This is a genomic window from Streptomyces luteoverticillatus, from assembly GCF_003970715.1.
GTDB classification, from domain to species: domain Bacteria; phylum Actinomycetota; class Actinomycetes; order Streptomycetales; family Streptomycetaceae; genus Streptomyces; species Streptomyces abikoensis.
Genome location: NZ_CP034587.1, coordinates 3,282,228 through 3,300,126 on the forward strand (window position 1 = coordinate 3,282,228; position 17,899 = coordinate 3,300,126).

A 17,899-nucleotide genomic window follows, 5' to 3' on the forward strand; every position below is an offset into this window, starting at 1 on the left:
GCACGGGTGCGTCACTCACCGGTCGACGCCTCCCATCACGGGATCGATGGACGCCACCGCCACGATGACGTCGGCGACCATGCCGCCCTCGCACATCGCCGCCATGGCCTGGAGGTTGGTGAAGGACGGGTCCCGGAAGTGGACCCGGTAGGGGCGGGTGCCGCCGTCGCTGACGACGTGCACGCCCAGCTCCCCCTTGGGCGACTCCACGGCGACGTACGCCTGCCCCGGCGGCACCCGGAAGCCCTCCGTCACCAGCTTGAAGTGGTGGATCAGGGCCTCCATCGAGGTGCCCATGATCTTCTTGATGTGGTCGAGGGAGTTGCCGAGCCCGTCCGGCCCGAGGGCCAGCTGCGCCGGCCAGGCGATCTTCTTGTCGGCGACCATGACCGGGCCCGGCTGGAGCCGGTCCAGGCACTGCTCGACGATCCGCAGCGACTGCCGCATCTCGTCCAGCCGGATCAGGAAGCGGCCGTAGGCGTCGCAGGTGTCGGCGGTCGGCACGTCGAAGTCGTAGTTCTCGTAGCCGCAGTAGGGCTGGGCCTTGCGCAGGTCGTGCGGGAGCCCGGCGGAGCGCAGGATCGGCCCGGTGGCGCCCAGCGCCATGCAGCCGGTGAGGTCGAGGTGACCGATGCCCTCCATCCGGCCCTTGAAGATGGGGTTCCCGGTGGCGAGCTTGTCGTACTCGGGGAGATTCCGGCGCATCTTCTTGACGAACTCACGGACCTGGTCGACCGCGCCGGGCGGCAGGTCCTGGGCGAGGCCGCCGGGGCGGACGTACGCGTGGTTCATCCGCAGGCCGGTGATGAGCTCGAAGATGTCGAGGATCATCTCGCGGTCGCGGAAGCCGTAGATCATGATCGTGGTGGCGCCGAGCTCCATGCCGCCGGTGGCGATGGCCACCAGGTGGGAGGAGATTCGGTTCAGCTCCATGAGCATCACCCGGATGACGGAGGCCCGGTCGGGGACCTGCTCCTCGATGCCGAGCAGCCGCTCCACGCCCAGGCAGTACGCCGTCTCGTTGAAGAACGGCGTGAGGTAGTCCATGCGCGTCACGAAGGTGGTGCCCTGGGTCCAGTTGCGGAACTCCAGGTTCTTCTCGATGCCGGTGTGGAGGTAGCCGATGCCGCAGCGGGCCTCGGTGACCGTCTCGCCGTCGATCTCCAGGATGAGCCGGAGCACCCCGTGGGTGGAGGGGTGCTGGGGACCCATGTTGACGACGATCCGCTCGTCGTCGGCCCGCTTGGCGGCGGCGGCGATCTCGTTCCAGTCGCCGCCGGTGACGGTGTAGACGGTGCCCTCGGTGGTCTCGCGCGCGCCGGCGGGGGCGCCGCTGTCGTGCGGGGTCTCGTTGGCGGTCCCGTTGGGCGGGACGGTCCCGTTGGGGGTGGACATCACGAGTACGACCTCCGCTGGTCGGGGGCCGGGATCCGGGCGCCCTTGTACTCGACGGGGATGCCGCCGAGGGGGTAGTCCTTGCGCTGCGGAAAGCCCTGCCAGTCGTCCGGCATCATGATCCGCGTGAGCGCCGGATGGCCGTCGAAGACCAGGCCGAAGAAGTCGTACGTCTCGCGCTCGTGCCAGTCGTTCGTCGGGTAGACGTCGACGATCGACGGGACGTGCGGATCGGCGTCGGGCGCGCTCACCTCCAGCCGGATCAGCCGGTTGTGGGTGATCGAGCGCAGGTGGTAGACGGCGTGCAGCTCGCGCCCCTTGTCCCCGGGGAGGTGCACCCCGCTGACCCCGGTGCACAGCTCGAAGCGGAGCGCCGGGTCGTCGCGCAGGGTCCGGGCGACACGCGGCAGGTGCTCGCGGGCGATGTGGAAGGTGAGCTCGCCCCGGTCGACCACGGTCTTCTCGATCGCGTTCTCCGGGACCAGCCCCTGCTCCTCCAGGGCGCCTTCCAGCTCGTCCGCCACCTCGTCGAACCACCCCCCGTAGGGACGGGTGGCCTCGCCCGGCAGCCGTACGGTGCGGACGAGCCGGCCGTAGCCGGTGGTGTCGCCGCCGTTGTTCGGGCCGAACATGCCGCGCCGGACACCGATGACCTCGCCGTGGTCGAGGCGCTGGCCGGGGAGGTTCTGGGCGTCGAGGTCCTTGTCGGGGTTGACGCCGTTGGGGGGCTTGGGAGGCTTGGGGCCCTCGGTGGGCTTCGGGTCGCTCATCGCAGCAGCCCCTTCATGTCGATGAGGGGCAGGGCCTTGAGGGCCGTCTTCTCCGCCTCGGCCTCCGCCTCCGCGCGCTGCGGGCCGAGCTTCTCGTGCTGGATCTTCTTGTGCAGCTTGAGGATCGAGTCCATGAGCATCTCGGGCCGGGGCGGGCAGCCGGGCAGATAGATGTCGACCGGCACGACGTGGTCGACGCCCTGCACGATCGCGTAGTTGTTGAACATGCCGCCGCTGGACGCGCAGACCCCCATGGAGATCACCCACTTGGGGCTGGGCATCTGGTCGTAGACCTGACGCAGCACGGGCGCCATCTTCTGGCTCACCCGCCCCGCCACGATCATCAGATCGGCCTGGCGGGGGAGCCCCGGAAGACCTCCATGCCGAAGCGGGCGAGGTCATAGCGCCCCGCTCCCGTCGTCATCATCTCGATGGCACAGCAGGCAAGGCCGAAGGTGGCCGGGAAGACGGACGCCTTGCGCACCCATCCCGCGGCCTGTTCGACGGATGTCAGCAGAAAGCCGCTCGGCAGCTTCTCCTCAAGTCCCATGCGACGAGCCCCCTAGTCCCATTCCAGGCCGCCGCGCCGCCATACATAGGCGTAGGCGACGAAGACGGTGAGCACGAAGAGGAGCATCTCCACGAGCCCGAACAGCCCCAGGGAGTCGAAGGTGACCGCCCAGGGATAGAGGAAGACGACCTCGATGTCGAAGACGATGAAGAGCATCGCCGTCAGGTAGTACTTGATCGGGAACCGGCCGCCACCGGCCGGGTGCGGGGTCGGCTCGATGCCGCATTCGTACGCCTCGAGCTTGGCGCGGTTGTAGCGCTTGGGCCCCACGAGCGAGCCCACGACCACGGAGAAGATCGCGAAGCCCGCACCTAGGGCTCCCAGTACGAGGATGGGCGCATAGGCGTTCACCGCTCCTCGCTCCTTCCAGTCTGTCGACGCTGACTGCTGGCTGACCGGACCCGGTGGATGGCGGCTCTCCGAAGATCGCCGCCATGTGAGGCAGTTCACAAGCCCGGGTCGCCTGCATCCTATGCCCGCCGGTCTGTGATCTGCGACACGGCGTACACGACCGCGTTTGTGATCTCCACCACCTGACGAACGATCATTAAGTCGGATGAGCGGTGATCTTCATACGCGAAGCGGTTGAGTGATCACCAGTGGTGACATTCGGGGGCTGCGGTGCTGGTCGGGGCGGGTGAGCCATTATCAAGCCATGGCGGGATCGGGCAAATTGGCAAGGAGGTCGGTCAACTGATATAGGTCCGCGACCGACTGAGGGGATAACGGACGGCATCACCCCTCCCCCTTCACCCGGCCGACCGCCCGGCCGACCGCCCGACGGACCGCCCGACGGACCGTCACCGAAACCGCGCTCGAGGGGCCGGCGGGCGCCCGGTACGCGCGTCGCTTCACAAGCCGCGCCCGGGGCCGTCCCCGGGGAGACCGGACGGACGCGCGATACGTGAGTTGCGCCACGCGCCGGAAGGTTCGGCGACCGGATTTCGTGGGTAGCCTCGACGCGCGGGCTGTAAAGGTGATAGGACGCTCGCCGCACGTCACAGATGGCCAAATGCCATGCTGAGGCGCTTGATCGCCCATCCGGACGCCCCTCGCGCCGTGACCTCTCTGTGATCAAAAGGCCCGCTTTCCAAGCGCGTACACGTCAATTGTGGCGCAGGTCACTTATCTTGAACTCAACCAGCGCGGACTGATAGTCCGTTGTCCCATGTCCCCGAACGCGCATATAACCAGCCACCGAAAGCACCGTCGCCCGGCGACCCAGTCCTGGGTCGTCCGCACGGGTGTGGCCGGTGGCGTCCTCAGCACCCTGGCCGTGGCCGGCACCGCGTCCGCCGCCACCGCCACCGCCGAGAAGCCGGCCGAGGCGACCCAGGAGATCCCCGCGTTCAACGCGGCCCTCTCCACCTCCATCGCGCAGAGCGCGGTCGCCACGCAGCAGGCGGCCACGGACACCCAGATCCGCGCACAGGTGGACGAGGCCGTCGACGTCGCCAAGGCGCAGGCCAAGAAGGTCAAGGACGAGGCGGACCGCAAGGCCGAGGCCGAGCGCAAGGCCGCCGAGGCCGAGGCCAAGCGTGCCGAGCAGGACCGCGCCTCCCGTGACAGCGACCGCTCGTCCATCGGCACCAAGTCGACCTCCGGCTCCAGCACCGGCTCCCACGCCAGCGGCAACGCCGCCACCCTGGTCTCCTTCCTGGAGGCCCAGGTCGGCAAGGCGTACATTATGGGCGCCACCGGCTCCTCCGCGTACGACTGCTCCGGCCTGGTCATGACCGCGTACAGCCAGATCGGCATCGACCTGCCGCGCGTCTCCCAGGACCAGTCGACCGCCGGCACCCAGGTCGGTCTCGACAACCTGCAGGTCGGCGACATCCTCTACTGGGGCTCCGCCGGCAGCGCGTACCACGTCGCGGTCTACATCGGCGGTGGCAAGTTCATCGGCGCGCAGAACCCGAGCACGGGTGTCGCCGAGCGCAGCCTGAGCTACTCCCCGCCCACGGGCGCCGTCCGCGTCCTGTAGTCACGCGGATTCGCAGACTCCAGAGCAGACTCCAGAAGGGCCGCCGCTCCCCCCGCTCGGGACGGCGGCCCTTCGGCGCATCCGGGACCCGGGTGCCCACCCCCGTTACCCTCGGGCACCCGGCCCCCGCGCCGATGGTTGGAGTCTGGGACGGTCACGCCATGCGCGGCAAACCCCTTCGGGTGGGGTCGAAACCGGACCGCCTCGCGGCTGGGCCGGGAGTGGGGAGGGCGCAGGTGGGGGTGCCTCCGCCTCCGGCGGTCAGCCGGGGGGTTCGAGGTTCAGGGATTCGAAGTCCAGGAGGGCCTCGGCGGGGACGAGATGGCCCCTGGACCGGTCCGCGTGCGTGCTCCCGCGCACCAGGCCGACCAGTTCCCCCGTTTCCACGTGGAAAGCCGGCGCCCCGATCAACCCCCGGTCGAGCTCTCCTTCGACGCGTACCCACTGGGCGGACCGGCCCTTCACTTCGAGCAGGCAGGAGTGCGGTTGGGCCAGCCCCCTGTCGCCGAACGCGTAGCCGTTGACGAGCAGACGGGATGCGGGGGCGGGCCACCGCCCCAGGGTGAACGACGGCACCGGGCCCGGCAGGGGCTCGGCCAACCGCAGAACCGCCAGGCCGAACCAGGAAGACGAGCTCTCGACGACTTCCGCGCGGAACCCTTCGCCGGCTTGCGAATACACCTGGCACTCGGACCCGGCGTTCTCCGGTTCCCCCTGCGGCGCGACCACCGTGCTCGCATCGACGAGCAGTCCGCTGCTGGCCTTCCATACCCGCCGGTCGCCGTCCCGTAGGTACGGCTGTCTGACCAGCACCGTCAGAGAAGCGACGAACGCCTCGTCGATCGCCCACCGGCTCGGGTCATTGATGTACACGTGGCCGTTGAAGACGTTCCGCACACCAGGGTGATCGAAAGCGGTGACGCCCAACTCGCCCACGTGGTCCGTCTGCCGCTCTGCGTCGGCGAGCTTTCGTTCGAGCCGCTCGCACCGCTCCTCCGCCTGACGGTGCGCCTCGCGCACCTCCTCCAACTCCTGCTTCAGCTGCCGAATCTCGATGAGCAGCCGCGCCCGATCGGCGTCCTGGTCGGGACCGGCACGAAACCCCCCGATCTGCAACTGCAGCTCGCGGACGCGGTGTTCGCGATCGCGGAGGGTGTCCTCCAGCCACCGCTCGCGCTGGGCGGCCCGGCGGGCGTCCTCGTCCGCCACGGCGAGCTGCTGCTGCAACAACTGCACCTTGTGCGTAGGGCTCTTGCCCGCCTTGAGCGCGGCATGGTGCAGGGTGCGCAGCATCTCCGTCGTCTCCGGCGTCGGCACTGTGCCGCGCGTTTCCGCGACGTCGTTCAGCAAGTTGAGTGCGAATTCCCATGGCGGAAGGCGCTGTCCGCTCAGGTAGCGGGAGACGGTGGACGAGTCGTAGCTGCGACGGGCCGCGTAGCGCCGCTCGGAGATCTCCAGCCCCGCGAAGAGATCGCGCAGCGCCTGCGCCAGCGCGCGCGTCTCCGGCGAGAGCCCCTCACCGAACGCCTGCAGTTCACTCACGCTGCCACCTGCCTGTCAGCACCGCTGCGGCTGCCGCAGCGCATCCGTCCCCAACGACTCTGAGTCGTACCATCACCGACTCATGGGAGGGGCCTCAATGGCCAACGACGGCAAGCGGGTTCACGATCTCATCGTTTTCCTCGCCGTGCTGGCAGCAGGGATCCTGCTTCTGCTGCTGGGCGTATCGCCCGGCGCGCTGGCGACCGTCACCGCGTCCCTGTCCGGGCTCTACGCGACCTGGCGCGGCGGTGGCGGTCGCCCCACGCCGTGATCACCGTTCCCGCAGCTCGAACCACACGCGCTTGCCGATGACGTGCAGCCCGTCCCAGACGAGGTTCACGCCGAAGGCGTGCGACAGCTTGTTCATGAGGACGAGCCCCCGGCCCCGCTCGTCGCCCGGCTTCGCGGCGAGCCGGCCGTACGGGCGCCTCACCGGGTCGTCGTCCCGCACGGCGATGACCACCCGGTAGGGCCTGACGGTGACTTCCACTGACAGCGCGGCCACGCGCGCGTGCTGCACGACGTTCGCGACGGCGTCCGACACGCAGACGCACGCGTCCTCGATGAGGGCGGGGTGGTTGGTCGCCTGCAACGTTCCGCGTACGAACTGGCGGGCGAGGCGGGCGGTCGTCGCCGTCGCCGGTGCGGCGAGCTCGTAGAACGTGTGGGGGTTGTAGTAGGGCGCGGTTCGTGGGTCGTTGAGCACGGTTGCGCTCATGGGGCGCCTCCCTATTCGGGTTGCCGATGTCCTGTGCGGTTTCGCTTTCGCGCGCCGCCGTCGTCCGTGGCCCGGCCACCAGCTTTGGCCTCAACTTGCCTGCTGGTAGCTGCACTTCGGCTCTTCCGGCCGCATTGCGCGGTGTGAGTAGGACCATAGGGCACGACGGATCGATGTAGCTACCGATTCCGGAACAACGTGGATCCCTCGTGGACCACTGTCACTCGATAGGTGCAGACTGACGGCCATGGCTCCAAGGACAGTCACGACAGCCCGACAGCGCCGCCTGGGCACCGAGTTGCGCAAGATGCGGGAGGCCGCGAACCTCACCGCACGCGAGGCCGCGCGTCTCATCGGCGTCGATCACACGAAGATCAGCCACATGGAGACCGCACGGTTCGGCGTCAGCGCTGATCGAATCCGCGTTTTGGCCGACGCCTACGGCTGTCCGGACCGGGCGTACGTCGACGCCCTCGTCGCGATGGCGGCCGAGCGCGGCAGAGGATGGTGGGAGGAGTACCGGGGAATCCTCCCGGACGGCTTTCTCGACCTCACCGAGCTGGAGAACAAAGCGACGTCCCTACGGACTTACCAAGTTACCCACCTACCCGGCCTGGCCCAGACGCCCGATTACGCCCGAGCGGTTTTCGAGCTCACATTTCCGCGCCTGCCAAAGGATGACGTGGAAGCTCGAATCGCTCACCGCATGAGGCGAGCACAGGTACTCAGCCGATCGGATAGCCCGAGGTACTCGGCCATCATCCATGAGGCCGCGCTGCGCATGCGCTTCGGCGGGCGGGAAGTGGCCCGCAGACAGCTTGAGCACCTGCTCACCCTGTCCATGAACCCCCGCTGCGAACTCAGAGTGATTCCCTTCGAATCAGCCGGATTTGCCGGTTCGGGCCAAGCAGTCCTCTACGCCAGCGGCCCCCTCCCACAGCTCGACACCGTCCACCTCGACACAGCGCATGGCGCGACGTTCTTGAGCGCTGACGCCGAACTCGGCGCATATCGCGACCTCCTTGACGCCATGGCGAGAAGTACGCTGAGCGTCAAGCAGTCGCGTGAAGCGATCAAGGACATCGCACAGAAACTGTGAAAGGGTAGGAAATGCCGGAAACCCAGTGGCAACGATCCTCCTTTTGCGGCGGAGGTGGCAACAATTGCCTGGAGATGCGCCCGGCGATCGGGCTGATACAGGTGAGAGAGAGCGAAGCTCCCGGCACCGTCATCGCCACGCCCACCGACCGGATCACAGCACTCATCGCAAGCGTCAAGGCCGGTCGATTGAGGTGAACGCTGGGGCGCGGTGGCAGAAGTCCTCGTACTCGGGCGGAGGCCCGGACAACAGCTGCGTGGAGCTGCGCTCCGTCGGCCGCTCTGTGGCCCTGCGCGAGAGCGACGCACCCGGCATCGTGATCGCGGCATCGCCTGGGCGGATGGCAGCGCTCATCGCACGCATCAAGGCCGACGGGCGAAGGTAACCGCTCCCCAACAACCGGCGGTTTGAACGAATCCGGGACGGAAAGTCAGGACATCAGACGAACCCGCCCGGGACGAGGAGCCGCCGCCATGTCCACCGCCTACGTCGTCGTCACCGCCCTGGCCGCCGCCATGGCAGCCGTCTCCGCCGGGACGTTCATCTTCCGCGCCCCGGCGGTCGTGCGGTCGATCACCGCGTACGGCGTGCCCGAAGCGTGGCTGCCCTGGCTGGGGGCGGCCAAGGCCGCGGGGGCCGTGGGCCTGCTCGTCGGGCTCGCCGTACCGGCCATCGGCGTGGCGGCCGGCGTCGGGCTGGTGCTGTACTTCGCCGGGGCCGTCGCCACCGTGATCCGCGCACGCGAATACGCGCACGTGCCCATGCCCCTGCTGTACGCGGCGCCGGTGGTCGCGTCCCTGGTGCTGAGGGCGAAGTCCTGATCGTCCGCCGGGGATTGTCAGTGGCGTCACTTACCGTAAGGCTATGGGAACGCGTCTGAGAGAGACCGCCAGTGAAGTGGCCGCCCTGCTGTGGCGTGAGCACGTCGTGTACCGCGAGCGGGGTGGGGGCGTGGTCATCCGGGGCGAGCACGTGCAGCGGTGGATCAGCATGGCTCCGAGCGGCGGCCGGGACGAGGTCCTGGTGCGCGCGGGGCGGATACTCGACGGCGGTACGACCGCGCCCGCGCGTACGGAGGCCCTCGCGAGTCTCGACGCCGGAACGCACGAGCTCGCCGCGACATGCCGGCGCCTCCTGGCCGAGGTCACCACCGAAGCCACTCCGTCCGCGCCGCCGACCCGGCGGGTCCGGAAGCGGGGCCGGCGAATACGTGAGGGCCGGCACACAAGCCTCACCTCGTGGGTGGTCATCGTGGGCGTGATCGCCCTCGTCGGCCTCTACGCGTACAACGCGGTGCTCGCGCGCCTGCGGTAAGCCGTAATTCGTTGGCGCACAAGAAACCGCGGCGCCCACCCTGTTCACCGTGGCAGAACCCAAACACCAGATACGAGCCCTGCACACGGACTCCACCGTCACCGTCTACCAGGCCTACGCGCCGCACATCGGCCTGCCCGCCGCCCGGGAAGGCCGGTTTCCGGCAGCGTGGAAGCGGGACCGGATGACGTGGATCAAGCCGTCGTTCCTGTGGATGATGTACCGCTGCGGGTGGGGCACGAAGGAGGGCCAGGAGACCGTTCTCGCCGTCGAAATCTCCCGCGAAGGCTTCGAGTGGGCGCTGGAAAACGCATGCTTGTCGCACTACGAGCGCGGGCTCCACGCCGACCAGGCCGCGTGGAAGCGCCAGCTGAAGCGTTCCCCGGCCCGGGTCCAGTGGGATCCCGAGCGCGACCTGCGCCTCCAGCCCCTACCCCACCGTTCGCTCCAGCTCGGTCTCGCCGGCGAGGCCGCGCGCCTCTACGCCGACGAGTGGACCGTCTCCATCACCGACGTCACCCCGCTAGCCCGCGCGGTCCACGCGCACGTACGGGACGGGGACCTGGACGCCGCGCGGCAGCTCCTGCCCCGCGAACGCCCGTACCCCGTGGAGGGTCACCACTTGATGGCGTCCTGGAAGTCCGACTGCCAGTAGGTGGCGGCGGCCGAGTCGTCGATGTGCGTGTCCTTGGGGAGGGTGAGGTGGGCCGGGGTGCCCGTGGAGTCGTTGCCCGAGCGGCCGGAGAAGTAGACCGTCAGGTCGTGGGCGGTGCGGCCGTGGGCGCCGCTGCCGTCGGCGGACGAGAGGCGGATGCCCGCGTAGGCGGACTGCCCCGGCTCCAGCATGACGACGGACTGCGGCACGCTCTCCCGCACGACCTGGATGGCGGCCTGGGCGTCGTCGAAGATGAGGGCGGGGGAGCTGTACGCGGCGCAGGGCTTGGCGCTGGTGTTGGTGACGGTGAGGGCCAGGTGGTTGATGGGGCGGCTGATGGGGTTGACCGTCACCTTGGAGTTGGCGGCCGAGCAGGCGACGAGGCGGTCGGCGGCCTTGCCCTTGGCGGCGGCCGGAGTGGCAGCCGGAGTGGTGGCGGCGGGCTTGCCGGCCGGGGTGCCCGGACGGGCCGCGCTGCCGGAACCGGGGGTCGCGGTCGAGGACGCGAGCTCATTGGCGGCGGCGGAGGTGGCGGGCGCGGGGCTGACCTGGTTCGAGGCGACACTCTGGCCCTGGCAGGCGGTGATGGTGACGGCGGCGGCGGCCACGAGGGCGGCGGCGGTGATACGGCCGGCGGTGGACATGAGTGTCTCCTGTGCGGATGGATGCGGGTGTGGTGTGGTGCGGCGTGGTGTGCCGAGGGCGAGATCCGGCGGCCGGCCGAAGGGCGGTCCGCTCGTCGCCCTCACAGCCTGCGGCGCCCGGCGAGTCGACCGCAATGGCGTTCGAACCATCCGGGAAAATGGAACGGTCGAACGCGTTCTGACCTGGGGAAATGTCATTCCCCTGGAACGCGGTCCTGGGATGGGGAGGGGCACGGCCGATGGCCGAGGAGACCGAGGAATTCGCCGAACTGCTCCGTGAGCTGAAGTCTCGCTCCGGGCAGAGCTACGCGGGACTGGCCAAGCGGCTGCACATGAGCACGTCGACGGTTCACCGCTACTGCAACGGGGACGCCGTGCCGGCGGAGTACGCCCCCGTGGAACGTTTCGCCAGGGTGTGCGGGGCGAAGCCCGAGGAACTCGTCGAGCTCCACCGCCATTGGATTCTCGCGGATGCGGCCCGCCGCCGGAAGGCGGCGACTAGCCGGGCGGTGGCGGCCCCGGCCGCCACCGAAGGCGGCGCCGAAGGCGCGGCCGAGGCCGATGCCTCCCCGGTACCGGGCGCGCCCGCGCAAGGCGCCGCTGCCACGCCCGTTTCGTCGGCGGCTGTCGGCCCGTCGTCGGGTGGTGCCCACCCGTCCCGCCTTGCGGGACGATTGCCCACCACGCGGCTCGCCCTCATCGGGGCCGTCGTCGTGGCCATCGCCGCGGCCTCGGCCGCCGTGGTGGGCTACGCGGCTTCCCCGGGCCGTGGCAGCGCTGCCCACGACGACGCCCGCCGCCCCCAGCAGGCGCAGTCCCCCACCGCGCCCGGCCGGACGAGCATCCCGAAGCCGCTCCTCTCCTCCCCCTCCGCATCCCCCTCCGGCGGCACCGTCGCCCCCGCGCCGGACGCACCCAGCGAGGCACCGAGCGAGGCCCCCGGGCCCAAAGCGCCGAGCGGCAGCGACTCCGCCTCCGCCGTCCCCCTCACCGTGTCGACCCGCCCCTACGTCTGGCAGGACCGGTGCGACCAGTACTACCTGACGGACCGACAGCCGCCGTTCATGCCCCCACCCCCGGAGGAGCAGGACGCGCCCGGCTGGGCGGCCAACCTACGGGCCGTGGCGGGCGGCCGGACGGACGTCGAGCTGTCCGTGCAGGGCAAGGGCCGTGAGGCAGTCGTGCTGCACGCCCTGCGGGTCCGGGTCGTCAAGCGGTCGGCGCCGCTCTCCTGGAACGCGTACGCGATGGGCAGCGGCTGCGGCGGCGGTCTGACGCCCGCCTTCCACGACCTCGACCTCGACGCCGGGCAGCCGCGGGTCCGGGCGATGGGCGGCATGCAGGGCGACATAGCGATCCCCGCCACTGACTTCCCTTACAAGGTCAGCTCGACCGACCCCCAGGTGCTCAAGGTGTACGCGCGCACCGAGAGCCACGACGTCAGCTGGTACCTGGAGCTGGAGTGGAGCAGCGGGGACCGGCACGGCACCGTCCGCATCGACGACCACGGGCGCCCGTTCCGTACGAGTGCCATCAAGGACCGTCCGCAGTACTTCTACTGGCTGGGGAAGAACGTCTGGTCGCCGGTGGAGGGCGAGAACCGGTCCAAATAAGCCTTTACGGGCAGTTCAGGGGCTGATTTCCGCTGTCGACGGTGCACACGTCCGTGCCGTCGCCCCCGTCCACCTCGCCCTGGTTGACGTGGACGTGCAGGACGTCGTCCCCGTCGTCGCCGTGCACCCGGCCCGTGGGGGCGACGGTGCCGTTGATGTCGATGAAGTCGTTCTCGCCGACGCCCTCCACGAGGCCGCGGATGGTGACGGCGCCGTCGGCGAGGATGACGTCCGCGCCCCGCGCGCCGCGGATGACGCCGGCCTCGCCGGTCGTGGCGGTCTTGAAGAGGAGGATGAGGTCGTCGTCCTGGCCACCGCGGACCGTGCCGAGGACCGCGCCCCGCAGATCGATCTCGTCCTTCCCGGCCTGGCCGTCGATGACGCCCCGTTCGGTCAGCCGGGCGCCTTCCGCGAGGACGATGTGGTCGTCGCCGTCGCCGCCGAGGACGCTGCCGGACACGTCCCCGGTGAGGGTGATCGTGTCGGCGCCGCCCCGGGCATCGACGGTGGCACCCGCGTCCAGCCCGCCGCAGACGATGACGTCGTCGCCGTCGGTGCCCGTGATGTCCGGACCGGGCACCGGGGCGCCGTTGACCGTGCAGGAGGTCGCCGCGTGGGCGGCGGGCGTCGCGAGGAAGGCGACAGGGAGGAGGAAGACCGCCGGTGCGAGACGTGCGAAACGCGTGAGGTTCATGGCGAGCACATCCCTTTCACAACGGGACTCCGGCTCTCCCCCATTACCTTCCGTGGAGCCGACGCGCCGAAACGGCGCGAAAGCCCCACGAATGGATGAACCTACGAGCGCGGTGCCACCTTGCTCAGGCCGTTGATGATGCGGTCCATCGCGTCGCCGCCCGTCGGGTCGGTCAGGTTCGCCAGCATCTTCAGCGTGAACTTCATCAGCAGCGGATGCGTCAGACCGCGCTCCGTCGCCAGCTTCATGACCTTCGGGTTGCCGATGAGCTTCACGAAGGCCCGGCCGAGCGTGTAGTAGCCGCCGTAGGTGTCCTTGAGGACCTTCGGGTAGCGCTGGAGGGCCAGTTCCCGCTGCGCGTACGAGGCACGGGCGTGCGCCTGGACGATGACGTCGGCGACGATCTGGCCCGACTCCATGGCGTAGGCGATGCCCTCGCCGTTGAAGGGGTTGACCAGGCCGCCCGCGTCGCCGACGAGCAGCAGGCCACGCGTGTAGTGCGGCTGACGGTTGAAGGCCATGGGGAGGGCGGCGCCGCGGATGGGGCCGGTCATGTTCTCCGGGGTGTAGCCCCAGTCCTCGGGCATCGAGGCGCACCACGCCTTGAGGACCTCGCGCCAGTCCAGCTCCTTGAAGGAGTCGGAGGTGTTGAGGACGCCGAGGCCGACGTTGCTCGTGCCGTCGCCCATGCCGAAGATCCAGCCGTAGCCGGGCAGCAGCCGGTCCGGGCCGGGGCCGCGGCGGTCCCAGAGCTCCAGCCAGGACTCCAGGTAGTCGTCGTCGTGGCGCGGGGAGGTGAAGTACGTGCGGACGGCGACGCCCATCGGGCGGTCCTCGCGGCGGTGGAGGCCCATGGCCAGCGAGAGGCGCGAGGAGTTGCCGTCGGCGGCGACCACGAGCGGGGCGTGGAAGGTGACGGGCCTCTTCTCCTCGCCCAGCTTGGCCTCGACGCCGGTGATGTGGCCCGTGCGGTCGTCGATGACGGGCGCGCCGACGTTGCAGCGCTCGTAGAGCCGGGCGCCGGCCTTGACGGCCTGTCGGGCGAGCTGCTCGTCGAAGTCGTCGCGCTTGCGGACCAGTCCGTAGTCCGGGAAGGACGCCAGCTCCGGCCAGTCGAGTTCGAGACGGACGCCGCCGCCGATGATGCGGAGGCCCTTGTTGCGCAGCCAGCCCGCTTCCTCGGAGATGTCGATGCCCATCGCCACGAGCTGCTTGGTGGCGCGCGGGGTGAGGCCGTCGCCGCACACCTTCTCGCGCGGGAAGGCCGTCTTCTCCAGGAGGAGGACGTCGAGGCCGGCCTTGGCCAGGTGGTACGCGGTCGTGGAGCCGGCCGGGCCCGCCCCGACGACGATCACATCAGCGCTGTGTTCGGAGGGGGACTCGGTCACGGCGGGGACTCCCGAAGACTCGTCGATTGGGAACGAGTGCAGTCTATGGGGGCGCCCCCGCCGGACCCGTGGGGGTCAGTCGAAGTCGACGGGGATGACCGACCAGGTGGCCAGGGCCGTGTCGAACACCTTGCGCGAACCCGCCCAGTACTCGTCGCGCGCCTGGAAGTAGACGGCGTACTCCGTGCCCGATTCGTTCACGTACGCCTGGTCGACGGCGTGCATCGTCCTGCCCGTGTCCCGCTGGACCCAGGTGAACTCCCAGCGGGCGCCGGGACGGCCCTGGAAGGTGTTGGCGTCGAGCGCGACCCGCTGGTACGTGTCGTTCTTCTCCTTGAGCGTCTTCTCCAGCTCCAGGAAGTGGTCGTACGCGGTCTGCGGGCTCTTGGGGACGAGCCCGACGCGGAGGTACGAGCCGCCGGTACCCGGCTCGTAGTCGATCTGGTGGTTGCCCTTGTCGCCGCGCTTCCAGCCGTCGGGGACGGCGAGCCTGAAGCCGAGTGAGTCGTTCCGCATGGCGTAGCCGGGCGGGACGGAAGGCGTCGCGCCCGGGTTCGAGGCCGGGTCGGGGGCGGGGGCGGTCGGGGAGCCGGTGGGGCCGGAGGGGCCGGAGGAAGCGGACGGCTCGGCGGGTCCTGCCGAGGGGGTTACGACGACGCGCCCGCCCCGGTTGTCGCCGTCGTGGCGCGCGCTGTCCTGCCGTCCGCCGTCGGTCCGGCCCACCAGCATCACCCCGGCCGTCGCGGCACCGCCGACCAGGAACGCCGCCAGGCCGATGGCCGCCCACACGATCGGGCCGCGAACGGACCCGGCGCGCGGGGGGACGGGGGCGGGGGCGACAGGTGCGGCAATGGGGGCGGGTGCGGTGTACGGCGGGGGCACGACGGCCGTCGGGGCCTCGGACGGCACCGGGGGCGCGACGGGCACGGTGGGCGGGGCGACGGGCGCCACTGCCGGAACGGGCGGGGCGGCCGGAACCGGCGGGGTCGTGGGCGGCTGGGCGGGCGCGGGCGGCTGAGCCGGCACCGGCGGCATCACGACCACACCTGTACCGACTCCCGACGCACCCGTCCCGTGCGTCCCGCTCGTCCCCTGACGACCCAGCACCCCCGCCAGCAGCACCGCGCCCGCCGTCCACAGCAGCCCGAACAGCAGCAGCTCCCCGGCGTTCGTGCCGACCGACGCCTCCATGCCCCGCAGGCGCCCCGAGAAGGAGGACTGACCGGAGGTCATCCGCATGTCGCCGCCGGAGACGAACGACAGCAGCCACACCACCGCCAGGAAGAACACCCCGGAGAGCACCTGCTCCACCCGGTCCGCCGAGCGCCGCGCGGCCAGGACGGCGAGGATCACCGCGCACACCACGCCCAGCGCCACGGCACCGGCCTGGGCCCAGCCGCCCGCGAGTTCACCGATCTCGGAGAGGCCGAGGGTGCCGCCCACATGGCGGCTGTGCTCGGTGGACGAGGCCTCGACGCCCGCGCCCCAGGAGACACCGAGCGCCATCAGCCCGAGGTTGACGAGCACCGGGAGCGAGCCGACGACGGTCCAGCCGCCGACGTCGTCCTGGTTAGCGGCGAGGACGACGAAGGCGACCAGCGCGCAGAGCGCCACCGACAGGGCGAGGGCGCGCAGGGCGGTGCCCCACGCCCGTATGACCACCTGGACGCCGGCGCCCAGGCGCGCGACGAGCCGGTCGCGGCACAGCATCGCGCCGCTGACCGCGCCCGCCAGCGCGCAGGAGAACAGCGCGGCGAGGCCGGGCGAGGTGGAGACCGACAGGTTCTCGACGTCCTGCTGCCCGCACAGGGCGAGCACCAGCACCGCCGCCCCGCACAGCAACGCGACGCGCACGGCGGCCTCGGCCGCACCGGGAGTCCCGCCCGTCGCTCCCGTCGCGCGCCGCAGCCGGGCCGTGCCCAGAGCCACCGCTCCGGCCCACAGAATCGTGACCGTCAGCGGCCATACGGAGAGATAACCGCTGCCGCGCAGGAACGTCGACAGCAGCGTGTCCCCACCGCGCAGCTCCACGTCCAGCGTGCCGCCGAGGCCCTGGACGAGCAGGGCGAGGACGACCTGGAAGCGGTCGGACCAGTCGCCGAGGCGGGCGCGGTCGAACTCGTCCGAGGACGGCAGCGAGATGGCGACCGCGAGGACGAGGAGCAGCGCGGACGGCCACAGCGCCGCCTTGGCCGCACCCGCCCAGTCCCCCGCGACCGTACGGCGCAGGAACAGCGCCCCGCGCGAGGGCGGGGCGTGCACGGGGGGCGGGGGGTACGACGGCGGGGGTGGCGCGGTCGGCACGGTGCCTCCGGGGCTCGGCGACGATCAAGCGATCAGACGATCATGGGCAGGGCGGTCAAGATCGTATCGATCTTGACCGCCCTGCCCATGACAACCGCTCCCCGGAGCGACCGGCCGAACGGCCGGACGGACGACCGGGCGTCAGCCCTGCGGCTTGAATCCGCGGTGCAGCGCGACGACGCCGCCCGTCAGATCGCGCCACGCCACCTTCGACCAGCCGGCCTTCTGGAGCCGCGCGGCGAGCGCGGGCTGGTCGGGCCACTCGCGGATCGACTCGGCGAGGTAGACGTACGCGTCGGGGTTGCTGCACACCGTGCGGGCGATCGGCGGCAGGGCGCGCATCAGGTACTCGCTGTAGACCGTGCGGAACGGCCCCCAGGTGGGCTGGCTGAACTCGCAGATCACCACGCGCCCGCCCGGCTTGGTCACACGCAGGAGCTCGCGCAGCGCGGTGTCCGTCTCCTGGACGTTGCGCAGTCCGAAGGAGATGGTCACGGCGTCGAAGACGCCGTCCGCGAAGGGCAGCTTCGTGGCGTCGCCGGCGGTCAGCGGCAGCCAGGGGTTGCGCTTCTTGCCCTCGCGCAGCATGCCCAGCGAGAAGTCGCACGGGACGACGTAGGCGCCGTCCATGGCGAACGGGAGCGAGGACGTGCCCGTACCGGCGGCGAGGTCGAGGACCTTCTGCCCCGGGCGGGCGTCGACGGCGCGGGCCACGGCCTTGCGCCAGAGACGGGCCTGACCGAGCGAGATGACGTCGTTGGTCAGGTCGTACTTCGCCGCCACGTCGTCGAACATCGCGGCGACTTCGTGCGGCTGCTTGTCCAGGGTTGCTCGGGTCACGGACCCATTCTTCACCACGGCCCAAAAGACCTTGGACGGGGACGGCCGCCCCGGGAAGGACCGGCCGTCTCGCGGTGCCGACTGCGCTCGCTCCTGTGGACCCGCCACGAGAACCACCGGTCCCCCACCCGCGGCCCCCTCGGCAACGGATTCTCTACCGGTCGTGCGCGTCCTCGCGGCCTGCCGCCTGTCCGACGACCGGGCCCGCCACACCTTCGCACCGCGGGACGACCGAAGCGGCCGTCCCCGCGATCACCATCCTGGCGGGTGAAGCGGTACGAACGGCTCCTCTTGACGGGGCTCTGACGTGCGGGGACGTGCTCCTGACGGATCACTGACGGGCCGTCGCGGCACGCCCTCGCAGCGGC

At 70.6% G+C, this 17,899-nt stretch carries 19 protein-coding genes and 1 pseudogene; 9 read left to right on the forward strand and 11 right to left on the reverse strand.

What is annotated here, in order from left to right; translation table 11 throughout:
• Positions 1 to 15: 15 nt before the first annotated feature.
• The 4 genes and pseudogenes from EKH77_RS14345 to EKH77_RS14360 all read right to left on the reverse strand — a co-directional run bounded on the left by EKH77_RS14345 (position 16) and on the right by EKH77_RS14360 (position 3,087).
• Positions 16 to 1,395, reverse strand: a complete 1,380-nt coding sequence (locus EKH77_RS14345) for an NADH-quinone oxidoreductase subunit D (RefSeq protein ID WP_126914768.1) — start codon at positions 1,393 to 1,395, stop codon at positions 16 to 18.
• Positions 1,395 to 2,165: an NADH-quinone oxidoreductase subunit C gene (locus EKH77_RS14350; RefSeq protein WP_126914769.1), complete on the reverse strand. Its 771-nt coding sequence runs from the start codon at positions 2,163 to 2,165 to the stop codon at positions 1,395 to 1,397. The genes EKH77_RS14345 and EKH77_RS14350 overlap by 1 nt, the downstream gene beginning before the upstream one ends.
• Positions 2,162 to 2,715, reverse strand: a pseudogene (locus tag EKH77_RS14355) (NuoB/complex I 20 kDa subunit family protein). The gene EKH77_RS14350 and the pseudogene EKH77_RS14355 overlap by 4 nt, the downstream one beginning before the upstream one ends.
• Before the next feature lie 12 nt (positions 2,716 to 2,727).
• Positions 2,728 to 3,087: an NADH-quinone oxidoreductase subunit A gene (locus EKH77_RS14360; RefSeq protein WP_126914770.1), complete on the reverse strand. Its 360-nt coding sequence runs from the start codon at positions 3,085 to 3,087 to the stop codon at positions 2,728 to 2,730.
• Between the two features lie 817 nt (positions 3,088 to 3,904).
• Between EKH77_RS14360 and EKH77_RS14365 the strand changes: the two genes are divergently transcribed.
• A complete protein-coding gene (locus tag EKH77_RS14365; RefSeq protein WP_126914771.1) occupies positions 3,905 to 4,720 on the forward strand; it encodes a C40 family peptidase in 816 nt (271 codons plus the stop codon).
• Positions 4,721 to 4,981: 261 nt separating this feature from the next.
• Here EKH77_RS14365 and EKH77_RS14370 read toward each other — a convergent pair whose 3' ends face one another.
• On the reverse strand, positions 4,982 to 6,262 hold the full coding sequence (locus EKH77_RS14370) for a hypothetical protein (protein ID WP_126914772.1): 1,281 nt from the start codon (positions 6,260 to 6,262) through the stop codon (positions 4,982 to 4,984).
• Positions 6,263 to 6,344: 82 nt separating this feature from the next.
• On the opposite strand from EKH77_RS14370, the gene EKH77_RS33010 reads away from it, so the two are divergent.
• Positions 6,345 to 6,533 (forward strand): hypothetical protein, encoded by a 189-nt coding sequence (locus EKH77_RS33010; RefSeq protein ID WP_206280065.1) that lies wholly within the window; start codon positions 6,345 to 6,347, stop codon positions 6,531 to 6,533.
• Here EKH77_RS33010 and EKH77_RS14375 read toward each other — a convergent pair whose 3' ends face one another.
• Entirely contained in the window at positions 6,534 to 6,980 is a 447-nt protein-coding gene (locus tag EKH77_RS14375; protein ID WP_126914773.1) for an ATP-binding protein, read from the reverse strand.
• Positions 6,981 to 7,227: 247 nt separating this feature from the next.
• Here EKH77_RS14375 and EKH77_RS14380 point away from each other — a divergent pair, with 247 nt between their 5' ends.
• From EKH77_RS14380 to EKH77_RS14405, 6 genes are all read left to right on the forward strand, one after another.
• The gene (locus tag EKH77_RS14380; protein ID WP_126914774.1) at positions 7,228 to 8,079 is read left to right on the forward strand and encodes a helix-turn-helix domain-containing protein; all 852 of its coding nucleotides are present in this window, start codon (positions 7,228 to 7,230) and stop codon (positions 8,077 to 8,079) included.
• A gap of 11 nt (positions 8,080 to 8,090) precedes the next feature.
• On the forward strand, positions 8,091 to 8,276 hold the full coding sequence (locus EKH77_RS14385; RefSeq protein WP_126914775.1) for a DUF397 domain-containing protein: 186 nt from the start codon (positions 8,091 to 8,093) through the stop codon (positions 8,274 to 8,276).
• Entirely contained in the window at positions 8,273 to 8,464 is a 192-nt protein-coding gene (locus EKH77_RS14390; protein WP_126914776.1) for a DUF397 domain-containing protein, read from the forward strand. Before EKH77_RS14385 ends, EKH77_RS14390 begins: the two co-directional genes overlap by 4 nt.
• An 88-nt stretch (positions 8,465 to 8,552) precedes the next feature.
• Complete coding sequence (locus EKH77_RS14395; RefSeq protein WP_126914777.1) at positions 8,553 to 8,900, forward strand: DoxX family protein; 348 nt, start codon at positions 8,553 to 8,555, stop codon at positions 8,898 to 8,900.
• A 43-nt stretch (positions 8,901 to 8,943) separates the two neighbouring features.
• A complete protein-coding gene (locus EKH77_RS14400) occupies positions 8,944 to 9,393 on the forward strand; it encodes a hypothetical protein (RefSeq protein WP_126914778.1) in 450 nt (149 codons plus the stop codon).
• A gap of 49 nt (positions 9,394 to 9,442) precedes the next feature.
• Positions 9,443 to 10,048: a DUF4291 domain-containing protein gene (locus tag EKH77_RS14405; RefSeq protein WP_126914779.1), complete on the forward strand. Its 606-nt coding sequence runs from the start codon at positions 9,443 to 9,445 to the stop codon at positions 10,046 to 10,048.
• On the opposite strand, the gene EKH77_RS14410 is transcribed toward EKH77_RS14405, so the two are convergent.
• Positions 10,009 to 10,692: a DUF4232 domain-containing protein gene (locus EKH77_RS14410; RefSeq protein WP_164737797.1), complete on the reverse strand. Its 684-nt coding sequence runs from the start codon at positions 10,690 to 10,692 to the stop codon at positions 10,009 to 10,011. The genes EKH77_RS14405 and EKH77_RS14410 overlap by 40 nt on opposite strands.
• Positions 10,693 to 10,931: 239 nt before the next feature.
• Here EKH77_RS14410 and EKH77_RS14415 point away from each other — a divergent pair, with 239 nt between their 5' ends.
• Positions 10,932 to 12,305: a helix-turn-helix domain-containing protein gene (locus EKH77_RS14415; protein WP_126914781.1), complete on the forward strand. Its 1,374-nt coding sequence runs from the start codon at positions 10,932 to 10,934 to the stop codon at positions 12,303 to 12,305.
• Positions 12,306 to 12,309: 4 nt separating this feature from the next.
• On the opposite strand, the gene EKH77_RS14420 is transcribed toward EKH77_RS14415, so the two are convergent.
• From EKH77_RS14420 to EKH77_RS14435, 4 genes are all read right to left on the reverse strand, one after another.
• The gene (locus EKH77_RS14420; RefSeq protein WP_126914782.1) at positions 12,310 to 12,999 is read right to left on the reverse strand and encodes a hypothetical protein; all 690 of its coding nucleotides are present in this window, start codon (positions 12,997 to 12,999) and stop codon (positions 12,310 to 12,312) included.
• Between the two features lie 101 nt (positions 13,000 to 13,100).
• The gene (locus tag EKH77_RS14425) at positions 13,101 to 14,387 is read right to left on the reverse strand and encodes a geranylgeranyl reductase family protein (RefSeq protein WP_126914783.1); all 1,287 of its coding nucleotides are present in this window, start codon (positions 14,385 to 14,387) and stop codon (positions 13,101 to 13,103) included.
• Positions 14,388 to 14,462: 75 nt separating this feature from the next.
• Complete coding sequence (locus tag EKH77_RS34340; RefSeq protein WP_126914784.1) at positions 14,463 to 16,649, reverse strand: hypothetical protein; 2,187 nt, start codon at positions 16,647 to 16,649, stop codon at positions 14,463 to 14,465.
• Between the two features lie 183 nt (positions 16,650 to 16,832).
• A complete protein-coding gene (locus EKH77_RS14435; RefSeq protein ID WP_126914785.1) occupies positions 16,833 to 17,531 on the reverse strand; it encodes a demethylmenaquinone methyltransferase in 699 nt (232 codons plus the stop codon).
• Positions 17,532 to 17,899: the final 368 nt, after the last annotated feature.

What these genes read in the sequence shown, in the direction of transcription:
- EKH77_RS14345 (WP_126914768.1), bottom strand. Translation starts at nt 1,395, where the DNA reads ATGTCCACCCCCAACGGGACCGTCCCGCCCAACGGGACCGCCAACGAG.
- EKH77_RS14350 (WP_126914769.1), bottom strand. Translation starts at nt 2,165, where the DNA reads ATGAGCGACCCGAAGCCCACCGAGGGCCCCAAGCCTCCCAAGCCCCCC.
- EKH77_RS14365 (WP_126914771.1), top strand. Translation starts at nt 3,905, where the DNA reads ATGTCCCCGAACGCGCATATAACCAGCCACCGAAAGCACCGTCGCCCG.
- EKH77_RS33010 (WP_206280065.1), top strand. Translation starts at nt 6,345, where the DNA reads ATGGGAGGGGCCTCAATGGCCAACGACGGCAAGCGGGTTCACGATCTC.
- EKH77_RS14375 (WP_126914773.1), bottom strand. Translation starts at nt 6,980, where the DNA reads ATGAGCGCAACCGTGCTCAACGACCCACGAACCGCGCCCTACTACAAC.
- EKH77_RS14380 (WP_126914774.1), top strand. Translation starts at nt 7,228, where the DNA reads ATGGCTCCAAGGACAGTCACGACAGCCCGACAGCGCCGCCTGGGCACC.
- EKH77_RS14385 (WP_126914775.1), top strand. Translation starts at nt 8,091, where the DNA reads ATGCCGGAAACCCAGTGGCAACGATCCTCCTTTTGCGGCGGAGGTGGC.
- EKH77_RS14395 (WP_126914777.1), top strand. Translation starts at nt 8,553, where the DNA reads ATGTCCACCGCCTACGTCGTCGTCACCGCCCTGGCCGCCGCCATGGCA.
- EKH77_RS14400 (WP_126914778.1), top strand. Translation starts at nt 8,944, where the DNA reads ATGGGAACGCGTCTGAGAGAGACCGCCAGTGAAGTGGCCGCCCTGCTG.
- EKH77_RS14410 (WP_164737797.1), bottom strand. Translation starts at nt 10,692, where the DNA reads ATGTCCACCGCCGGCCGTATCACCGCCGCCGCCCTCGTGGCCGCCGCC.
- EKH77_RS14415 (WP_126914781.1), top strand. Translation starts at nt 10,932, where the DNA reads ATGGCCGAGGAGACCGAGGAATTCGCCGAACTGCTCCGTGAGCTGAAG.
- EKH77_RS14420 (WP_126914782.1), bottom strand. Translation starts at nt 12,999, where the DNA reads ATGAACCTCACGCGTTTCGCACGTCTCGCACCGGCGGTCTTCCTCCTC.